Origin of the sequence: Bradyrhizobium sp. Y36 (assembly GCF_002531575.1) — a bacterium.
GTDB lineage: Bacteria > Pseudomonadota > Alphaproteobacteria > Rhizobiales > Xanthobacteraceae > Bradyrhizobium.
The window spans coordinates 18401-36234 of sequence record NZ_NWTI01000024.1 but is presented as its reverse complement, the minus strand read 5'-3'; the positions used below and the strand labels follow the sequence as shown (position 1 = coordinate 36234).

At 63.2% G+C, this 17834-nt stretch carries 20 protein-coding genes and 1 tRNA gene; 12 read left to right on the top strand and 9 right to left on the bottom strand.

Translation table 11 applies throughout. The features are described 5' to 3' along the window. Positions 1-124 precede the first annotated feature (124 nt). The 4 genes from CO669_RS30005 (at position 125) to CO669_RS29990 (ending at position 3160) form a co-directional block, all read left to right on the top strand. Complete coding sequence (locus tag CO669_RS30005) at positions 125-1129, top strand: TRAP transporter substrate-binding protein (RefSeq protein WP_097664960.1); 1005 nt, start codon at positions 125-127, stop codon at positions 1127-1129. Positions 1130-1338: 209 nt separating this feature from the next. Further along, entirely contained in the window at positions 1339-1962 is a 624-nt protein-coding gene (locus CO669_RS30000) for a Spy/CpxP family protein refolding chaperone (protein WP_198964334.1), read from the top strand. Positions 1963-2131: 169 nt separating this feature from the next. After that, positions 2132-2207: transfer RNA gene (locus CO669_RS29995), tRNA-Lys, on the top strand. Positions 2208-2350: 143 nt separating this feature from the next. Continuing rightward, entirely contained in the window at positions 2351-3160 is an 810-nt protein-coding gene (locus CO669_RS29990; protein WP_097664947.1) for a metallophosphoesterase, read from the top strand. Positions 3161-3243: 83 nt separating this feature from the next. On the opposite strand, the gene CO669_RS29985 is transcribed toward CO669_RS29990, so the two are convergent. The 9 genes from CO669_RS29985 to CO669_RS29950 all read right to left on the bottom strand — a co-directional run bounded on the left by CO669_RS29985 (position 3244) and on the right by CO669_RS29950 (position 7018). Next, entirely contained in the window at positions 3244-3474 is a 231-nt protein-coding gene (locus tag CO669_RS29985) for a hypothetical protein (protein WP_143278764.1), read from the bottom strand. Further along, the gene (locus CO669_RS29980) at positions 3471-3758 is read right to left on the bottom strand and encodes a hypothetical protein (RefSeq protein ID WP_097664920.1); all 288 of its coding nucleotides are present in this window, start codon (positions 3756-3758) and stop codon (positions 3471-3473) included. Before CO669_RS29980 ends, CO669_RS29985 begins: the two co-directional genes overlap by 4 nt. After that, positions 3758-3958, bottom strand: a complete 201-nt coding sequence (locus CO669_RS29975; protein WP_143278763.1) for an antitoxin VbhA family protein — start codon at positions 3956-3958, stop codon at positions 3758-3760. Before CO669_RS29975 ends, CO669_RS29980 begins: the two co-directional genes overlap by 1 nt. Before the next feature lie 277 nt (positions 3959-4235). Then, complete coding sequence (locus CO669_RS29970; protein ID WP_097664889.1) at positions 4236-4499, bottom strand: hypothetical protein; 264 nt, start codon at positions 4497-4499, stop codon at positions 4236-4238. Further along, positions 4496-4852: an RNA-binding protein gene (locus CO669_RS29965; RefSeq protein WP_097664881.1), complete on the bottom strand. Its 357-nt coding sequence runs from the start codon at positions 4850-4852 to the stop codon at positions 4496-4498. Before CO669_RS29965 ends, CO669_RS29970 begins: the two co-directional genes overlap by 4 nt. After that, on the bottom strand, positions 4849-5064 hold the full coding sequence (locus CO669_RS29960; RefSeq protein ID WP_097664876.1) for a hypothetical protein: 216 nt from the start codon (positions 5062-5064) through the stop codon (positions 4849-4851). Before CO669_RS29960 ends, CO669_RS29965 begins: the two co-directional genes overlap by 4 nt. Beyond that, the gene (locus CO669_RS35775; RefSeq protein ID WP_158228805.1) at positions 5057-5206 is read right to left on the bottom strand and encodes a hypothetical protein; all 150 of its coding nucleotides are present in this window, start codon (positions 5204-5206) and stop codon (positions 5057-5059) included. The genes CO669_RS29960 and CO669_RS35775 overlap by 8 nt, the downstream gene beginning before the upstream one ends. Further along, a complete protein-coding gene (locus CO669_RS29955; RefSeq protein WP_097664874.1) occupies positions 5203-5526 on the bottom strand; it encodes a hypothetical protein in 324 nt (107 codons plus the stop codon). The genes CO669_RS35775 and CO669_RS29955 overlap by 4 nt, the downstream gene beginning before the upstream one ends. A gap of 1 nt (position 5527) precedes the next feature. Further along, a complete protein-coding gene (locus tag CO669_RS29950; protein ID WP_097664868.1) occupies positions 5528-7018 on the bottom strand; it encodes an AAA family ATPase in 1491 nt (496 codons plus the stop codon). Positions 7019-7098: 80 nt separating this feature from the next. Here CO669_RS29950 and CO669_RS29945 point away from each other — a divergent pair, with 80 nt between their 5' ends. The 8 genes from CO669_RS29945 to CO669_RS29910 all read left to right on the top strand — a co-directional run bounded on the left by CO669_RS29945 (position 7099) and on the right by CO669_RS29910 (position 17733). Further along, a complete protein-coding gene (locus CO669_RS29945) occupies positions 7099-7578 on the top strand; it encodes a ribbon-helix-helix protein, CopG family (protein ID WP_097664860.1) in 480 nt (159 codons plus the stop codon). A gap of 281 nt (positions 7579-7859) precedes the next feature. Next, positions 7860-10160: a hypothetical protein gene (locus tag CO669_RS29940; protein WP_143278762.1), complete on the top strand. Its 2301-nt coding sequence runs from the start codon at positions 7860-7862 to the stop codon at positions 10158-10160. A 205-nt stretch (positions 10161-10365) separates the two neighbouring features. Beyond that, the gene (locus CO669_RS29935) at positions 10366-10827 is read left to right on the top strand and encodes a hypothetical protein (protein ID WP_097665353.1); all 462 of its coding nucleotides are present in this window, start codon (positions 10366-10368) and stop codon (positions 10825-10827) included. 363 nt (positions 10828-11190) lie between these two features. Further along, entirely contained in the window at positions 11191-11865 is a 675-nt protein-coding gene (locus CO669_RS29930; protein WP_035703259.1) for a class I SAM-dependent methyltransferase, read from the top strand. A 351-nt stretch (positions 11866-12216) separates the two neighbouring features. Then, complete coding sequence (locus CO669_RS29925) at positions 12217-14439, top strand: ATP-binding protein (RefSeq protein WP_050990944.1); 2223 nt, start codon at positions 12217-12219, stop codon at positions 14437-14439. Continuing rightward, a complete protein-coding gene (locus tag CO669_RS29920; RefSeq protein ID WP_028141937.1) occupies positions 14440-14898 on the top strand; it encodes a response regulator in 459 nt (152 codons plus the stop codon). Further along, entirely contained in the window at positions 14895-17330 is a 2436-nt protein-coding gene (locus tag CO669_RS36465) for a response regulator (protein WP_035703257.1), read from the top strand. The genes CO669_RS29920 and CO669_RS36465 overlap by 4 nt, the downstream gene beginning before the upstream one ends. A gap of 55 nt (positions 17331-17385) precedes the next feature. Then, the gene (locus CO669_RS29910) at positions 17386-17733 is read left to right on the top strand and encodes a response regulator (protein WP_028141938.1); all 348 of its coding nucleotides are present in this window, start codon (positions 17386-17388) and stop codon (positions 17731-17733) included. Positions 17734-17834 lie beyond the last annotated feature (101 nt).

Below are 17834 nucleotides of genomic sequence, written 5' to 3'. Positions count from 1 at the left end.
GCTGAAGGGATACCTGCCCTGCTAACGGCCAATAGCAGCGCCAGCCGCCTGCTTGTATGGATGCTGTCGGCAAAAGCATTGGCTGCCCGCGCGCGGGCCGCCCAAATAACATCAGGGAGAGATTATGCGCACCTTCGCGATCGCCGCGTCCATCGCGGCACTGGCACTCGGACTTGCCGGGCCGGCCTCGGCCCAATCGCCGATCATCATCAAGTTCAGCCACGTCGTCGCCACCGACACGCCGAAAGGCAAGGGCGCGGAGAAGTTCAAGGAGCTCGCCGAGAAGTACACGAACGGCAAGGTCAAGGTCGAGGTCTATCCGAACTCGACGCTCTACAAGGACAAGGAAGAGCTCGAGGCGCTCCAGCTCGGCAGCGTGCAGATGCTGGCGCCGTCCAACTCCAAGTTCGGACCGCTCGGCATCCGCGAGTTCGAGGTGTTCGATCTGCCCTACATCCTGCCCGACCTGAAGACGCTGCGGAAGGTGACGGAAGGGCCGCTCGGCACACGGCTGCTCAAGCTGCTGGATGCCAAGGGCATCACCGGCCTTGCCTATTGGGACAACGGCTTCAAGCAGATGAGCGCCAACAAGAAGCTGGTCACGCCCGCCGACTACCAGGGCGTCAAGTTCCGCATCCAGTCCTCGCGCGTGCTGCAGGCCCAGTTCAAGGCGCTCGGCTCGCTGCCGCAGGTGATGGCGTTCTCGGAAGTCTACCAGGCGCTGCAGACCGGCGTGGTCGACGGCCAGGAGAACACCTGGTCGAACATCTATACCCAGAAGATGCACGAGGTGCAGAAGTACATCACCGAGACCAATCACGGCTATATCGGCTACGTCGTGATCGTGAACAAGAAGTTCTGGGACGACCTGCCGGCCGACATCCGCGACCAGCTCACCAAGGCGATGAAGGAAGCGACCGATTTCGGCAACGCGCAGTCGCAGAAGGAAAACGACGACGCGCTCGCCGAGATCAAGAAGAGCGGCAAGAGCGAGATCATCAAGCTCACGGCGGAGCAGAGCGAGGCGATGCGCAAGGCGATGGAGCCGGTCTACAAGGATGCCGCCGGCCGCATAGGCCAGCCGCTGATCGACGAATTCCTCAAAGAGGCCAAGAGCACGACGAACTGAGCACTACGAACGGATCAAGTCGAACGATGAACGAAGGCTTCCGTGCGCGCTGCACGGAAGCCTTTTTGTTGCGAATGATTTCCGGGTTGCGAGCAGCGGTAAAATCGCGCGTTACATCTTCGTAAGGACGCGTTCCCTGTCCAAGTTGTAAGTTGCGTGTCAGCCGCATCGCGCCCATCTTCATGGACGTCCTTCCAGAGGAGGTTCGGATGAAGAAGTTCACCATCGCCGCCATCGCCGTGCTCAGCATCGCCGGCTCTGGCGCGGTCTATGCTCAATATCATCGCCCGTGGATGGAGCACATCCGCCACATCCGCATGAACCCGGAGGATCGCGCCGCCCTCGTCGACGCGCGCATCGCCGCCGTCCATGCCGGGCTGAAGCTCAATGCCGATCAGGAGAAGCTGTGGCCGCCGGTCGAGGCCGCCGTGCGCGACTTCGCCAAGCTGCGCATCGACCGCGCCAACGCGCGGATGAACGCCGGCCCCGGCGATGCCGGCAAGGATGCTGCAAAGGATTCCGACAAGCCGGAAGATCCGGTCGCCCGCCTGCGCCAGCGCGCCGAGGACATGGGCGCGACCTCGGCGGCCCTGAAGAAGATCGCCGACGCCGCCGATCCGCTCTACAAGACCCTGGACGAGGGCCAGAAGCGGCGCCTCGCCGTGCTGACCCGTCACCGCGGCCCGTTCGGCGGCGGCGAAGACGGCCCGCCCCGCCACTTCATGGAGCGCGGCATGGGCGGCCGCATGATGGACCGCGGCATGGAGAACTTCCATCACGACCGTTTCGACCGCGATGGCGGCCCTGACCGGGACCGCGAGGGCCGGCTCTGAAAGAGGCGGGGTTTTGCCGGGATTACCCCCGGAATTAACCTTGGCGAAGCCGCTGGAATCCAGCGGCTTTTCGCTTTTTGGGGACTGTGGAAAAACCTTCGCCGCATCGCTTGCCAGACCCGGATCGCTTTGCTAAACGACCGACCTCGCAAGGCATTGACCGCCTTTCGGGCGCATAGCTCAGTTGGTAGAGCAGCTGACTCTTAATCAGCGGGTCCCAGGTTCGAGCCCTGGTGCGCCCACCAAGCATCCCCTTCAAGTCGTTGACTAAACCGCTTGGCGATCCTTCGCGAGAAGACGGCGTGACAGCGCCGGGGGCAGATCCGGACCAAAGTCCGCGAACATCGAGTCCTTGCCTCTTGCCGTCGTGGGCGCGATCGTCCGGTCCATGAAGATCTTCATCGCTTCCGACCTCCACGGCGAGATGGGCTCGCACGGCTACAACGTCCCGGAAGGACTCGACTTCGACGTTGCGGTCTTCGCCGGCGACGTCCACCACGCCTATCGGGCCGTGAGCTGGCTGACCAACCAGCGCGCGCTGTGGGGCAAGGAGGTGATGTTCGTCGCCGGCAACCACGAATATTACGGAAGCGTGCTCGAAGATGCCGCGGCGCTGATCAGGGACAAGGCGCGCGGAACGAACGTGAACTTCTTGGACGCCGACGCGGTGCCGGTGATTGGCGGCGTCCGCTTCATTGGCTGCACGATGTGGACGGATTATCGGTTCGACGCCGACAGCCAGGCACATGGCCTGCACGCAGGCCAGTTCATCAACGACCACATGTTCATAAAGACCACGCCCGGCGCGGAGTGTCCGGCGCCGTTCACTCCGAAGGAGGCCTACCGGCGCCACCTAGCGGAGCGCCGCTGGCTGACGGATCGGCTCGCAGAGGCGCATGACGGCCCGACCGTTTGCATCACGCATCACGGGGTACATCCAGGGTCGTTGCATCAACGCTACGCCGACGACGGAGCGATCAACGCCAGCTTCATCAGTGATCTGTCCGATATCATCGAGGAGCATCAGCCCGAGCTCTGGGTCCATGGTCATGTCCACAACAGGCACGACTATGTCGTCCCGGGGACACCAACCAGGGTGGTCTGCAACCCGCTTGGGTACTCCCATGAAGACTCTGGTTTCATCCCCGACCTCGTCGTCGAGCTCCCGGACTGGACCCCACGCCCGCGCCTCCGTTAGTCGCCCTTGCGCTTCGCATTTTCTGCGGTCCGAAATAGAGGCCTCGCGTTATACCATTTTCGCGAGAATGGTATAACCCGCCATCACACGCTCTCCATTGCTGCCTTCAGTCCCGCCGGCGTCGAGCCGACGATGTCTGGCTTCTCGACCCAGCACAGGCCTCGGCCTTCAAGCGTCAACAGCGCGTAGCCGGGGTCGATGCCCGGGATCTGCGGCACGACATCGGTGGCGTGAAATCCCTGGCCGTCCGGCGAGCGCTCGGCGACGAAGCGCAGGAGCTCGCGCTGATACCCGGTGAGGCGGTACGCCATCATGATGCTTGTTTCCACAATTCGATGCTCTCGTTGTCGCAGAGGTCGTACAAGCTCATGTCCCGAGCTAGGTAGCTTCCGCGCGTTGTGTGGGTGAAGCGGAAGCCGTGCTGGCGCCATCCGGCCCGCTCCGCAGCGGCCTTCGCTTTCGCGATGTGGACCCCGGTGGCGCTGTCGTAATCCACCCAGCCATCGTCGGCGCCGACCGTGCACGTCACGGCGTCGATCTCCGGCGCTGGCGGCGGCGTCATCGACGAGCTGTCGAACAGGCGGCGGTCGGCGGGCATCAGGTTTCCTTCCTCGATGGCTTGGTTACGTGCTCCATCATCATGGTGCGCGCCTCGCCAGATGTGATCACGCCGTCGATCCACCATTGGAGGATCTCCTGCACACGCTCCGACGCGGCGCCGCCCTCCATCGCAGTGATCGCGATGGCGTTGCGCGCCGCCTTCAGGCGGCCTTCACGATCTCCGGACATCAGGCGCAATCTCGCTCTCTCGCGCGGAGCATCGCCGCTGCCCCGGCAAGGACGAAGCGAAATTTTCGGAGGCGTCCCAAATTCTTCTTTCCGGTCCCAAATCCTTCTTTTGGGTGCCCGGATGTCCCAATTCCTTCTTCAGAAAACCTACAAAGGAATGGGAAGCTAAGCCGTCTTAGGTATCTTTACGGAGACCGCCACTGGGCCTCAGTTAGGACGGCGACGCGCGCTCCGCCGAGCGCTTCCGACACCGCGCGCTCGACGACTTCTGAGTGAACAACTTTCACTACAGCCACCAGAATCCGTCCTCGCAGAGCGCCCATTCCAGGTCCTCGTCGATCCATAGGACCTGTTCGGTGAATTGCGGCCACGCGCCGTCGTCGTCGACGGGCCAGCCGGCGATCAGCATGTGCGGTCGGCTGGCGTGGCGGCTCGGCCAGAATTCCCAGCGCGCCATCGCTCGCTGCGGGAACCGCATGTCGATCTCGTCGGCCTTCGGCCGCCATCCCGTCTGCAGGCGCTCGAGCAGGCGTTCCATCAGGGGCGTCATTCGTTCTCCTCGGAGCCCTTCTTCAGCAGCGACCGCATCACGTTCCGCACGATCACCTCGCCCGCGATCGATTGCGCGCGGGCCTCGTCCCCCAGGACGTAGCGCTTGGCCTCGTCGACGGTGAGGAACTTCCAGCTCCACTCGTCCTGGATCTGGCCGCCGGCCGCCGCGACGGCGTCGATCAGGTCGCACAGCGCGGCCTTTTGCTCGAGGCTGTCCTTATGGAACAGCGCGCTTCCATGGTGCGTCCCGATGGATTCGTAGCGTTCGAATGCCGCCTCGACGGCGGGTGTGCGCATCCGGATCGACTTCAGCGAGCCCCATTTCAGAGAGAGGTAGTCGGCGTCGCTCATCGGCGCTTACCTTTCGCTTGCAGATCGATCATCTTCGGCGGCCCGATGATCATGGTCACGACGGCCTCGCCCTCGACGTGCCGCACCGTCGCGACATCGAGCTTCTCTGAATCCTTGCGCGTCAGAACGAGCGCCTTCGCCCGCTCGCGCAGGAGCTCTTCGATCTCCGCCTTGGCGAAATGCACCTGGAAAGCGCGATAGACCTCAGGCATGGCGGCGCCCCCTCGCGGCCGGCGCCGGCACGCGCGACCTGCCGGCGTCAGCCAGGCGCCGTCGCCACGGAAGCTCCGACAGCTCGCCAACCACGACGGCAAGCAGCGCGACGACGGCGAACGCGATCAGGTAGGCGGTCACAGGTCCACTCCGTCGATTGGGATCTCGTCGCCGCGCTGCTCGCCGAGCATGTAGAGGCGGTGCGCGCTCCTCGCGAAGCGGCCCTTGCGATCGAACCAGTGGATCGCCGCCGTGCGGATGTCCTCCCCGTCGTCGTAGTCCGGGTGCCGCTTCGCCTGGCCGCGCACGACCAGCTTGAACTCCTTGCCGATCCGCCTGACCTCGGTGGTCCAGTTTTCGATCACCGGCGCGCGTAGCATCTCGAAGGGCGACGGCTCCTCGCCCAAGCTGTAGGCTTCGAGGTCGCGTGCCAGGTCTTGCTTCCAGCCGCTGTTCGACATGCTAGTGCCTCATCTGGCAGGCGTCGCGGGCCTCGAGGGTCGCGAGCACGATCTTCTGTAGCTTGCGCAAGCTGAAGCCAGCACGCTCCCAGGCCTTCGCCATGACCCGCAGCTCGTCGGGCGCGAACGGCGCCACGGCGCCGGCCCATTCGTCGCCCTCTTCGAGTAGCATGTCGTCGACAATGGACGCCGCCAGCAAGGGCAGGTCGACTAGTTGCGGCGCCGGAACGCGAACGATGCGGAAGCGGTCGCGCAAATAATCGGGCAGCACCGTGACGTCGTTGGCGGTGCAGATGAAGCTTACCCAATCGAGTCGAAGCTCCGCATCAAGGCTCTGGTCGCGATAGCGCGCGGCAGTCTCACGCTCCAGGAAGGGCGCCAGAGACGTCATCAAGGAACCATTCTGCGATCCAGCCCGCGTGCATTTGTCGATCTCGTCGATGAACACCAAAGGATTCGCGGTGCGCGACTGCAGCACGGCGCGCGCCGGCACCGAGGCCTCGGTATTCGACCAGCCTTTGGACGTTCCTCCGAACTGTCCATCGGCGGAGGTCGCGGCGTCATAGCGGTACTGGTGCTGCAGGCCCACCGCGGCGGCCCATTTGCGAACCAACCTCGACTTGCCGCAGCCTGGGCTGCCCGACAAAATGGTCGCGCGCAATTTGATGGGCTCGCCTTCGCGCAAGTCCTTGAACAGCACGGACAGCGCGGCCGACGCGTGCGGAAACTCATGCCCGAGACGCTTCCGCGCCTGGTCGAGATTGCGAGCGCAGACCAGCGGCAGCTCCTTGTCGAGGATCTCGGCGAATGGCTTGTTGTGGTTGTTCAACCGCGTAGCCTTGGCCGCCGGCATCACTGTGAGAGACGGGCCTGGATACGGCGTCCGAAACCACTTGGCCACGTCGACCGGCTCGAACGGCTTCACGGGCTCCAGCGCGGACTCCTTCTCGATCTCGCCCGCGAGCACGGCGACGGTCACAGCGAACATCGAGCGCTTCTCCCGGACGTAGTCGCCGGCGCCGGCGGCCCACCAGATCCTGAGGCGCTCGCGTACGTCGACATCAAGATCAGCGTCGAGATCGGCGGCGTCGAGCGCGTACTGGAGCTGCGGAAGCACGGCACGGAAGCCCGGCGGATAGCTGGGGCGGCACGCCAGCATGCTCCACGCCAGCGCCAGCGCTCCGGCATCGTGGGTGCCGAGCGAATAGAGGGCGTCGACGGTCTCGCGGATCTCGACCTGAACGGCCTGGCGGTCGCCGCACACGTCGAGCAGCCGCTGCGCGCGCGCCTCGCCGATGACCGACTCGGAAAGCTGGTGCAGGACTCCGAAGGCATCGTCCCAGCAGCCGACCAACAGCAGATTGAGGGCAGGGTGCCCCGAAGGCGGCGGCGGGCGCCGGCCGCCGTTCTCGGCCCGGTCCTCGGCGATCAGGCGCAGCAGATCGGCGGTGCCGCTGCGCTTCTTGGCCCTCGACGAATCCTTGGAAGCCATGTATCACCTGTGCCAAGTTGCCACCATTGGGTATCTATGTGCGCACAAAGATGCGCTAAAAGCAAGGATTTAGCAGGATCATGGTTACTGGATTCCCAAAGAACAGAAAGCTTCGCCGCAAGCCGGGGCCCGCCACGCGCGGCGATGACGAGAACCGCTCGGAGCGCATCACGCTCCGAGCGCATGACGACCTACTCAAGTTGTTGTCGCTGCGCGCCGACGAGTCCGGCGTCTCCCGGTCGCACTACATCGAGCGCCTGCTCATCCGATGGCTGACCGCAGACCCCCGCAACCCGCAGCTCGACGCCATGGGCCGCATCAAGCCGGGGACGACGCCGTACGACATGCGGAGCCGGGATCCGCTGAAAACAGCCGACAGATGGCAGCGGTTTTCCACCGCCCACGAACTTCTTTTCGGCATGGCGCCCCCGCGCGACTGGTTCGAAGATGCCGATTCCTACTGGCCCGCGCCGCACGGCGGACATCTGGAGCCGGAGGGCGAACACTCCGATCCGAACGAGCGAGACATCGATCAGTCGCATCGCCTGAAGCGGAAATAGGCGCGGCGGACGTTTCTAGATTCCGACGTTACAAGACTCGAATTGTCGTTCGAGAAAACATCGCTTTCTCAAGCGGTTGATTTTTAGAGCTACAGCGCAGATGCCGCCATATCGACGTTCCTAGACTTGAATTGTCGCCCGAACGTCGGCCCACAACATTTCGAGTCTAGAAACGTGACCCGGCCCGGAATCGAGTCCGGGTCCGGACTCATTTCCGCGTTCCTGGCGTGTCTCCGAGGCCGCGGCGGGCGCCGCTGCGGCCCTCCGGCAAGGATTCGCGAGTGGCGCACGTTGGTGCCTTTACGCTTGCGGGCGTCCACTATATGCTGTCCAGTGGATCGACCGACAGCATGGACACAGCACCGACCATTTCCGGATCCTTGACGCCTGCGCACGTCCGCGCGGGCGGCGATTTCATTCGCCGCGTTCCCGGATTCGTGCTCGTCGAGCGGCCGGACCAGACCGAAGCCGGCCCGTCGCCGGCCGAGCTGGTCGAGGGCATCGTCGGCGCCGTCAAGGAATTCAAGGACGAGAAGGCGAAGCGGAAACCCAAGCGTCCGCCGCCCGGTCCCCGCAAACACGGTCCCGGCACCGAAAAGCGCGACCCGAAGCAGCGCACCGCCGCCCATTTCGATGCGCGCTACGACGAGGTTTCCAAGGCCCGCGACGAGGACGCCGAGCACCGCGCCACGCTGACGGAGAAGCGCGAACAGGCCCTCGCCGACGCCTGCGCCGCTTGCGGCATGACGCTTTCCGAGGCGCGCCGGCGCGGGTTCGAGGGCGCCGAAAAGGCCGTCCGCGAGGGCCGCGCGACCCCCGAGCAGATGAAACTGGTCTATCGCGTCGAGAGCGGGATCGAGTTCGCCAAGCGCCGCGCCGACGAGTCGACTAGGAACCAGCGCGGCGAGTTCGTCTGGCCCGGTGGCGAGGTCACGGCCGGATGCTACCGCGCCCCGTTCCAGAAACGCGGGTTCAAGAGCAGCCTCCACCATCACTACCGCCGCTTCGCCGCGTCCTGCGGCCGTGCCTTCCGCCGCAATCTGCTCGCCGGCGACAAGAAGGACGGGTGCTGGCGCCACGTCCGCAAGATCAACGCGCTCGACCGGATCTATGTGTTCTTCTCGGCCGTCTGCCACGATATCTGGCGCGTGGATATCGACCGCGATTTCGAGTCCTACGAAGCCTTCCGGGCCTGGATCGAGCACGTCGTCGAGGAGCACGACCTTCCGTGCCGGCCGCATATCGTGGACTGGATTCCCGACGAGCGCCGCCCCGGTCGCGTGATCCGGCCACACCTGTATTTCATCCTGCCCGACGGCTCCGAGGTCTGGCCGCATTCGCCGCCGCGCCAGCACGACATGCTCAAGGCCGTCATCAAGGCGACCCAGGAAGCATTCGGCGGCGACCGCGGCGGCAACGCGCATCCGTTCTCGGGCAAGAACCCGCTGTCCTGGCTCGTCGAATCCAGGATCGTAGAGCCCGAGCGCATGCCGACCCTCGGCGAGTGGTACGAAGGACTCGGATCGCCGTTGACGCCGACCGGCCCGCTGCCGGGTCTGCTCGCCGCCGCCAAGGAAGCGGCGTCGCTCGGCGAGGAGTCCGGCGGCTGGTTCCCGGTCGTCCGCGAGGCCGGATTCGCCATGGCAAAGACGCTGCATCTGGCCGGCAAGAAGGTGACCGCCGACGCGATCGCGGCCGAGATCGCCGACCAGCTCACGGACACGCTGCGGCCGACCGGCGACCAGATCGCCACGCTCGCGAAGCTCATCCAGCGCGTCGCCGACTTCACGGCCCGCACCTTCGACTCGAGCAAGATGGATGCGAAGGGCCGGCGCCGGGGCGCAGCTGCGCACCTGATCGAGCCGACCATGACGAAGGAGCAGCGCGAGGCCGTCGGCGGCGCCTTCTCCGGCCCCGTCCGCATCGACAAGACGGTCGAGGCCCTCGCCGAGGCGATGCGGCTCGACATGATCTGCGGCCGGACCCCGACCGTCGATCTCGTCGCCGCCAAGGGAATCCGCTGCCGCAAGACGGTGCAGAGGCACTTCGAAGCGGCCTATGCCATTGCGAAATCAAGGATTCAGGCCGAAAAGGGCAATGGTGGCAGGTCCAAGGAATTAAGGGCCCTGTTTCGGAGTGGCGGTGGCTCGCCTGCCTTCACCCCTGGTCCCGGCCAGGCCGACCCCTGCCAGGCCGACCGCGATTCCGGCCAGGCAGCCGCCTGCGAAGCCCCGTTGACCGACCCACCGTTGACCGACCCACCGGAGGTACCAGCACCGGCAAGCACGGCCCAAACCATCGACTACGCCGACGACGACGTCGCGGAAGCGATGCGCAGCCTCGCCGCGGAGGCATGGAAGCGCTTCACGGAGACTGGCAATTGGCCGGAACGGTCGAAGACCAACCAAGACACGCTCCGTCGCATCGAGCGTGCGAAGCGTCGGCGCCTGCGGCCCTCCGAAGTCCGCGCCGCGACGCTGGCCCGTCAGCCGGGATCGCTCCTCGCGGCCTTCATGGCCTCCGGCATCAAGACCATCCACCGGTCGATCAAGGATCCGGTGCTCCGGTCAGTCGTGGCATAGCCCTCAGGGCCTCCGGCTCATCGCCTTCAACCTATCACTGATCGTCGAAGACCCCGGGGGCTCTGACTGCAGGGCCTTCGGCGCGCCGACCGCGAAGCCTCCGGCCACTCGACGATCCTTCGATGGGTTGACCCTTGCGGAGCTGCACCGGATAACCACGGGCGAAGCCGATCGTCTGCCGGTCGGTAGGGACGAAGGACGCAAGATGGCAAAGCTTCGCAGGAAACTGACTCCGGAGGACGTCGACCTGATCCGTGAAATGGACGAGGCCCGGGGCGCGTATTTTCAGCGTGACCCGGACAGGCCGGACAGCGTGTTCGTGAAGCCGAGTCGACGGCGCCAGCCAATCGAGGTCAGCCGGGCCAAGGCTAGACTCAGGACGGCGCGCTGGCGCTCGGAGCTAGACCGGCGCCGGGCACCGACGGTAGAACAAGTCGGAATGGCGCTGGCGACGGCGCTGGCGACCACGACATGGTCGGATATGTGGACATCGCTCGACTACGACCTCCTCAAGCGAGCGCTCGCGGACCTTCAGGCGAGGGGCTTCTCGATCGATGAGGCGCGTCGCACGCTGCGCAGGCTGCGGGTCAAGCTTGTAGATCCTGGCGACCGGGCCGGCGAAGCCGACGAGTCCTGCGGGCCCGAGGGGCGCTGGCTGCCATTCTGATTGAAGTCTCGGATAATCGAACGCTCCCCGCCGATGGTGAACAGGGCGATGGCGGAGGAGGCGGAGAGAGTGGGACTCTCTTCCCCAGAGCGCCGGAGGCGCGAGAACCGCCGAAAAACAAGGATTCCTAAAAGGGCCGGTTGGTTTTTGTGGCCACCGCTGTGTACCACCTGTTTAGCGCTTCGGACGTTCAATCCAAGCCATTTTCGAGGCGGTCGAGGATCGTAGGATCGGATCACAGGAGATTCTCGCGAGGGGCGGAGACACTTCGCGAAGTCGGATTAGCGGCCGCCCTAAGCCCGCCTTCGCGGCCGGAGACGGTTTATGCTAGTTATCACGGGACCAAGACAGCGACGGCCCGCCTTGACAGCCACGACCATTGCCGACCCGCAATCCTTCATCCGCGCCAACACCCGGCTGCGGTCGGTGCCGCTGGTGCCGGAAATCGCGGTCTTCCTCGCCGATGAATCGGTGCCGATCTGGCAGCAGACCGAGGACGAGCTGAACGAGGCCGGTCTCCCCCCGCCCTTCTGGGCCTTTGCCTGGGCGGGCGGTCAAGCGCTGGCTCGCTACGTGCTCGATCACCCCGTTACCGTGCGGGACCGGCACGTGCTCGACATCGCTTCTGGCTCTGGACTCGTCGGCATCGCGGCGATGAAGGCCGGCGCGGTCGGGGTGACAGTGTCTGATATCGACCCCTTCGCGATCGCGGCGGCCGAACTCAATGCGGAGGTCAACCTGGTCCACCTCACGTCGTGCGGCGAGGACGTGCTCGACACTCAACCAAACGGCCGATGGCAGACCATCCTCGCGGGCGACATTTTCTATGAGGGGGACACCGCGACGCGTGCCTTTGCATTTCTGGCCGACCATGCGCGCGCCGGTGCGACTATCTTGATCGGCGATCCCGGGCGCACTTTCCTTCCGAAGGCAAAGCTTGTCCGACTCGCCGACTATCGCGTACCGGTGACCCGCGATCTAGAAGACGCCGAGATCAAGCATACGGCGGTTTGGACCATCTCGCCGGATTGTCTGTAAGTTGCATTAGCCGGCGTTAGTCGTGCTCTCGATGAACAGGCGCGCAACAGCTCAAGCACCATCAGAAGCTCGGCGAAGCGCCGACGTTGGCCTCAGCGCCTTTTCGCCTGCGAGTACGACTGTATTTCTTCTTGCCCTCGACGTTCGGAGCGCGAGACGCGAAGGGTCAGAGTCCACAGTAAACACTTGTCATAGCGAGCAAATCTCGCCCCGCCTTCGCATCATGGAACAAAATGCCGGAACTTGGGTTAAGTTCATTCCGTTCCCTATGCGCAAATCCGCATCCCAGAAAAGTCTACTGACCACCGGCATTTGCTTGCCATAAGCTCTGAGTCAAGAAGGCATCACCCAGTGACCGAGTTGGATGACGGCTATCTTGAAGAGTGTGCCGCAGAGCCCATTAAGATCCCGGGAGCAATTCAGCCTCACGGCGCGCTTTTGGTGGTCGAACCTGAAACCCTGAAGATATTGCAACAGAGCGCGAACGCTCGCCGACTGCTTGGGTTCGATGTCCGCAATGACGCGTTGCTCTCTGCTTATGAGGAAGCGACCACGCTTTGCGAGGAAATCCGTGGGTGGTTGTCGGGAGGCGAAAACACGCTTTTCTACCTGGTTGCAGTCGGATCGCAGCAGCTTCAGCTCACCGCCCACCGCAGCCCCCAAGGACTCTTGTTGGAATTCGAACCACCGCCGCGGCCAGGCGAGTCGACGCTGGATGGTCTTTACCCGCGGTTGCGGGACTTTCTGGACCGCATATCCGGTGCCCACGATATTATTAGCATCGCTGAGGAGGTGGCCCGCGAGGTGCGGGCAATCACCCATTTTGATCGAGTTCTCCTTTACAGCTTCGACGGTAACGGCGACGGCACGGTTTTGGCCGAAGACACGAATAAAATTCTTCCTTCCTACCTCGGCCTTCGATTTCCCGCATCCGATATTCCCGCTCAAGCGCGGGAGCTCTATCGCCTGAACAGGATCCGGCTCATTCCTGACGCCAGCTACGATCCGGTCGAGATCGAACCCTCGATCAGTCCCCTCAACGGACTGCCGCTTGACCTGTCGCAGGTGGCGCTGCGCAGCGTTTCGCCCGTTCATCTCGAATACATGCGCAACATGGAGACGGCGTCGTCGATGTCGATGTCAATCATCGTCGACGGTGCGTTGTGGGGGCTCATCTCCGGGCATAGCCGCGCCTCTCGGATGGTCAACGCGCAGATCCGCACCGCATGCGACATCCTCGCTCAAGTCGTGTCGCTGCAGATTGGCTCGCGCCTGAAGGCAAGCAGTGCCGCGGAACGCCTTGAGCTGAAGAGCGTGGAGACGTCGCTGCTCAGCAAGCTTTCGGTCGCGACTTCGTTTCAGCGCGGGCTGGTAAACAATCCGCACGAATGGCTGCGGCTTGTGGATGCGGAAGGCGCTGCAGTTGTCGTGCAGGGCGGCATACTGACGACCGGTCAGACGCCGAGCGAGCGCCAGATACGTGATCTGGCGACGTGGCTCTTCGAGGCCGGGCACGACGTATTGGAAACGAATTCGCTGGCTTCGATATGGTCGGGCGGCGAGTTCTTGAGCGAAAAAGCCAGTGGTGTGCTGGCGGTCTCCATCTCGCAGATCCGGGGCGATTACATCATCTGGTTCAGGCCCGAAGTCGTCAAGACGGTTGCTTGGGGAGGCGATCCCAACAAGCCTATGGAGAGCGGGGCCGGCCGGCTTCATCCGCGCAAGTCTTTCGACCTTTGGAAACAGCTTGTCCGTCAGCAGTCGAAGCCGTGGACTTCGGCAGAAGTGGAGAGCGCGCTCGGCTTCCGCGCGTCGATTCAGACTCTTGTGCTGAAGGCTGCGGAGGAGCGTGCTGAACTCACGGACCGGCTGGAAGCCGCCAACAAGGAGCTGGAGTCGTTTTCCTATTCGATTTCGCACGATCTGCGTGCCCCTTTCCGGCACATCGTCGGTTTCGCAGAACTTCTGTCGGACAAGGAGAAAGGGCTCGATCAAAAGTCGCGTCACTACATCGAAACAATTAGGGGCGCCGCCATCTCGGCAGGAAGGCTCGTCGACGACCTTTTGCATTTTTCCCAACTCGGGCGCTCTCAGCTTCTCAAGTCGAACGTCGATGTCGCCAAGATTGTCAACGAATTGAGGCATTCGTTGCGGACGGAGACCGAGGGGCGAAACATCGAATGGCAGGTAGGGGCGCTTCCAATAGGCTATGGCGACCCCGCCATGCTTCGTCAGGTGCTTCAGAACCTGCTTCACAACGCCATCAAGTATACGGCGCCGCGGGACCCGGCCATCATCACCATCTCAGGCCACGAAGACGCGAACAGCACGACTTATATCGTCGCTGACAACGGCGTCGGCTTCGAGATGAAGTACGTCGACAAGCTTTTTGGCGTCTTTCAGCGCCTTCATAGGGCCGAGGAATTCGAGGGGACTGGCATCGGATTGGCCTTGGCCAAGCGCATCGTCGACCGCCACGGCGGCTCAATTAGCGCCGAAGGCAAGGTAGGGGCCGGCGCCTCCCTCACTTTCACCTTGCCGCGCCCCAAAGATTTGAAGAAGAGGAGCTCTTAATTGCCGGACCTCAGACCGATTCTGCTTGTTGAAGACAACCCGCGAGACCTCGAGCTGACGCTGGCGGCGCTTGCGAAGTGCCAGTTGGCTAACGAGATCGTCATTGCTCGCGACGGAGCCGAAGCGCTCGATTACCTGGCCGCGAGAGGCAGCTTCGAAGGCAGGCCGCCCGGCGATCCGGCCGTTGTGCTGCTCGATCTAAAGCTTCCCAAAATCGACGGGCTGCAGGTTCTCGAAAAGGTCAAGAATGACCGCCACCAGCGCCAGATCCCCGTCGTGATGCTGACCTCCTCGAGAGAGGAGCGCGATCTGGTGAAGAGCTACGAACTGGGCGTCAACGCCTTTGTCGTGAAGCCCGTGGACTTCAACGCCTTCTTCGAAGCCATCCAGGATCTCGGAATGTTTTGGGCCGTGCTGAACGAGCCGCCTCCCCGCCCCTTCACCAACGAGGCCCAATGATGAAGCAAGAGCCTATCCGCATTCTGCTGCTTGAAGACAGTGAGATCGATGCCGAACTGCTGGCGGCGCATCTATCGAAGGCCCAATTGGGCTTCACACTCGACCGCGTCTACAACAGACGGGATTTCGTCGCGGCTTTGGAAGGCGGCGGCCATGACATCGTGCTGGCGGACTATTCATTGCCCGATTTCGACGGCCTCTCGGCACTGAACATCTCCACGGTTCTGCAGCCCGATCTTCCCTTCATCTTCGTATCGGGAGTCGTTGGCGAGGAATTTGCCACAAACGCGCTCAAGCGGGGCGCCACTGATTACGTGGTGAAGCGGAATCTCACACGGCTGTCGACAGCGGTAGAGCGTGCGCTCGAACAAGCCCGCCAGCGCGCATCGGCCAAGAAGATCCAAGATGCTTTGGCCCGCAGCGAAGTCAGCGCGCGTCTGGCGATGGAAGCGGCCAAGCTCGGCCTGTGGGACTATGATCCGGCGACGAGAGAGCTCAAGTGGGACGCCAGCGCGAAGGCGATGCTCGGCTGGCCGGTCCAGAAATCGCCGGGTTATCGAGACTATCTTGCCGCCTGTCATCCGGACGACCGCGACCGACTTCATCAGGCTGTCCGCCAGGCGACGAAGTGGTCTCGCGAACACGATGGCACGTTCGGTGCGGAATATCGTATCTTCTCGGACGCCGGCAGCGAGCGTTGGGTAGCCGCCCGCGGTCAGGCATTGTTCGAAGAGAAGGAATTCAAACGCTTTGTCGGGGTCGTGCGCGACATCACCGAGGAACGCAGAGCGAAGAAGGATCTGGAAGACCTCACGACCGACCTGGAACGTCGCGTCGCGGAACGAACCGCGGAGCGAGACAGCCTTTGGCGGCTCAGTCCAGACCTGTTCGCCGTGATCGGACGGGAGGGACGATTGCGGCGCCTCAACCCGGCTTGGAGCACAATGCTCGGGTACGCCGAAGGCACCCTTACGGAGAGCATGTTCGATCTGTTGCTGCCCCCCGAAGAGCGCACCGAGGTGAAGCGACAGCTTGCCGATACGATCCGCGATCGCACCGTCGGTCGCTTCGAAAGCCGTATCCGCCATGCGAACGGCGAATGGCGGTGGGTCACCTGGAATGCGGCGCCGGATGAGGAAGCCATCTATCTCGTTGGACGCGACTGCACCGCCGAAAGAGCGGCAGCGACCGCGCTGGCTGAACGCAACGCCGAACTCGCCCGGCAGATCGAAGAGCGGGAGCGCGTCGAACAGACCCTCCGGCAGATGCAGCGGCTCGAGGCCGTCGGACAGCTCACCGCCGGGGTCGCTCACGATTTCAACAACCTTCTTACGGTCATCCTGGGCAACATTGCTTTCGTGGAGAAGCGGTTCGACAAGCCGGAGCGCGAGCAGGACGTCCGATCGCGCCTCCAATACATGCGGACCGCGGCTGAGCGAGGAGCCACACTTACCGCCCAGTTGCTGGCGTTCTCGCGGCGCCAGAAGCTCGAGCCAAAGCCCGTCGACCTGAATGAAACCGTGACCGGGATGAGCGAGCTTCTGCAGAGCACGATGAAAGGCTCAATCCGGATCGAAACCGTGTTGAAGAGCGACCTAGCCCCAGCACTCGTTGACCCGACCCAGATCGAATTGATCATTCTCAATCTGGCCATCAACGCGCGGGACGCAATGGAGATCGGCGGCGCGCTGACCGTCGAAACCAGTCAGGCGGTCGTCAAAGAACCGCCGGCCAGGCCGGCCGACCCGCCTCCGGGTGATTACGTGGTCCTGACGGTGAGCGACACCGGTACCGGCATTCCTCCACATGTTCTCGACCATGTGTTCGAGCCGTTTTTCACCACAAAGGAGGTCGGAAAAGGTTCAGGCCTTGGATTGCCGCAAGTATTCGGGTTCGCCAAGCAGTCCGGCGGTGGCGTGAAGATCAGGACGGCTACAGGGGAAGGTACCAGCGTTAGCGTCTATCTTCCTCGCGCCGCCAATGTCTCCCAGGCCCCTGGGCAGACGCCGAAAAGCGAGACCGCGTCAGGCCGGGCCTCCGCCAAGACAATCCTTCTGGTCGACGACGACAGCGCCGTTCGCGAGGTGGTCGGCGTGATGCTCGAAGAGCTGGGGTACTCCGTTGTCAGCGTGGGTAGCGGCGCCGCCGCCTTGGATATCCTTGCCGGGCCGGAGCATTTTGACGCTCTGATAGTGGACTACGCCATGCCGGCGATGAGCGGCGTGGAGGTTGCCAAGAAGGCACATGGACTCCGACCGCATCTTCCGACTCTTTTTGCGACCGGCTATGCCGACCTCAAGGCTCTTGAAGAGATCCATCACGCGAGGCTGATAAGGAAGCCGTTTCAGGAGGAAGAGTTGGCGCGCCGGCTCCACGAAGCATTTGCCGAGTTCGACGATCCCAAAATCGTTCGTCTGCGGGGCGCCGGCTAGGTCATGGTCGGCAAAACCTTTCTATCTTGCCTGAGATGCACCTTTGGAGATCGACATGCCGCTGCGGCTGCTGGTGGTGGAAGACGAAAGCTTAATTGCCATGATGATAGAAGACATGGCCGAAGAACTGGGCCACGAAGTCGTTGCCAAGGCGACTAATGTCCCACAAGCAACGAGCTTGATCGACGCTGGCGGATTCGATGTAGCCCTCTTGGACGTCAACCTCGCCGGCGAATTCAGCTATGGTCTGGCCGAGATGCTGCAGACCAGGGACGTCCCATTCTTGTTCACGACAGGCTACGGAGCAGGGATCGAGGAAGAATGGCGAAATTGCAAAATCCTGCAAAAGCCGTTTGCAGAGGATCAGCTCAACGCTGAACTTGTCGCGTTCGAGAAAGGGTGAAGCGGCGCCTTGTCGTGGTATTTGACACGCGCGCCCGGTATGTTTTCGCAGAAATCGTAGTCTGGCGCGGAAAATCTCGGCGTCAGTGGGACTCTCTTCCC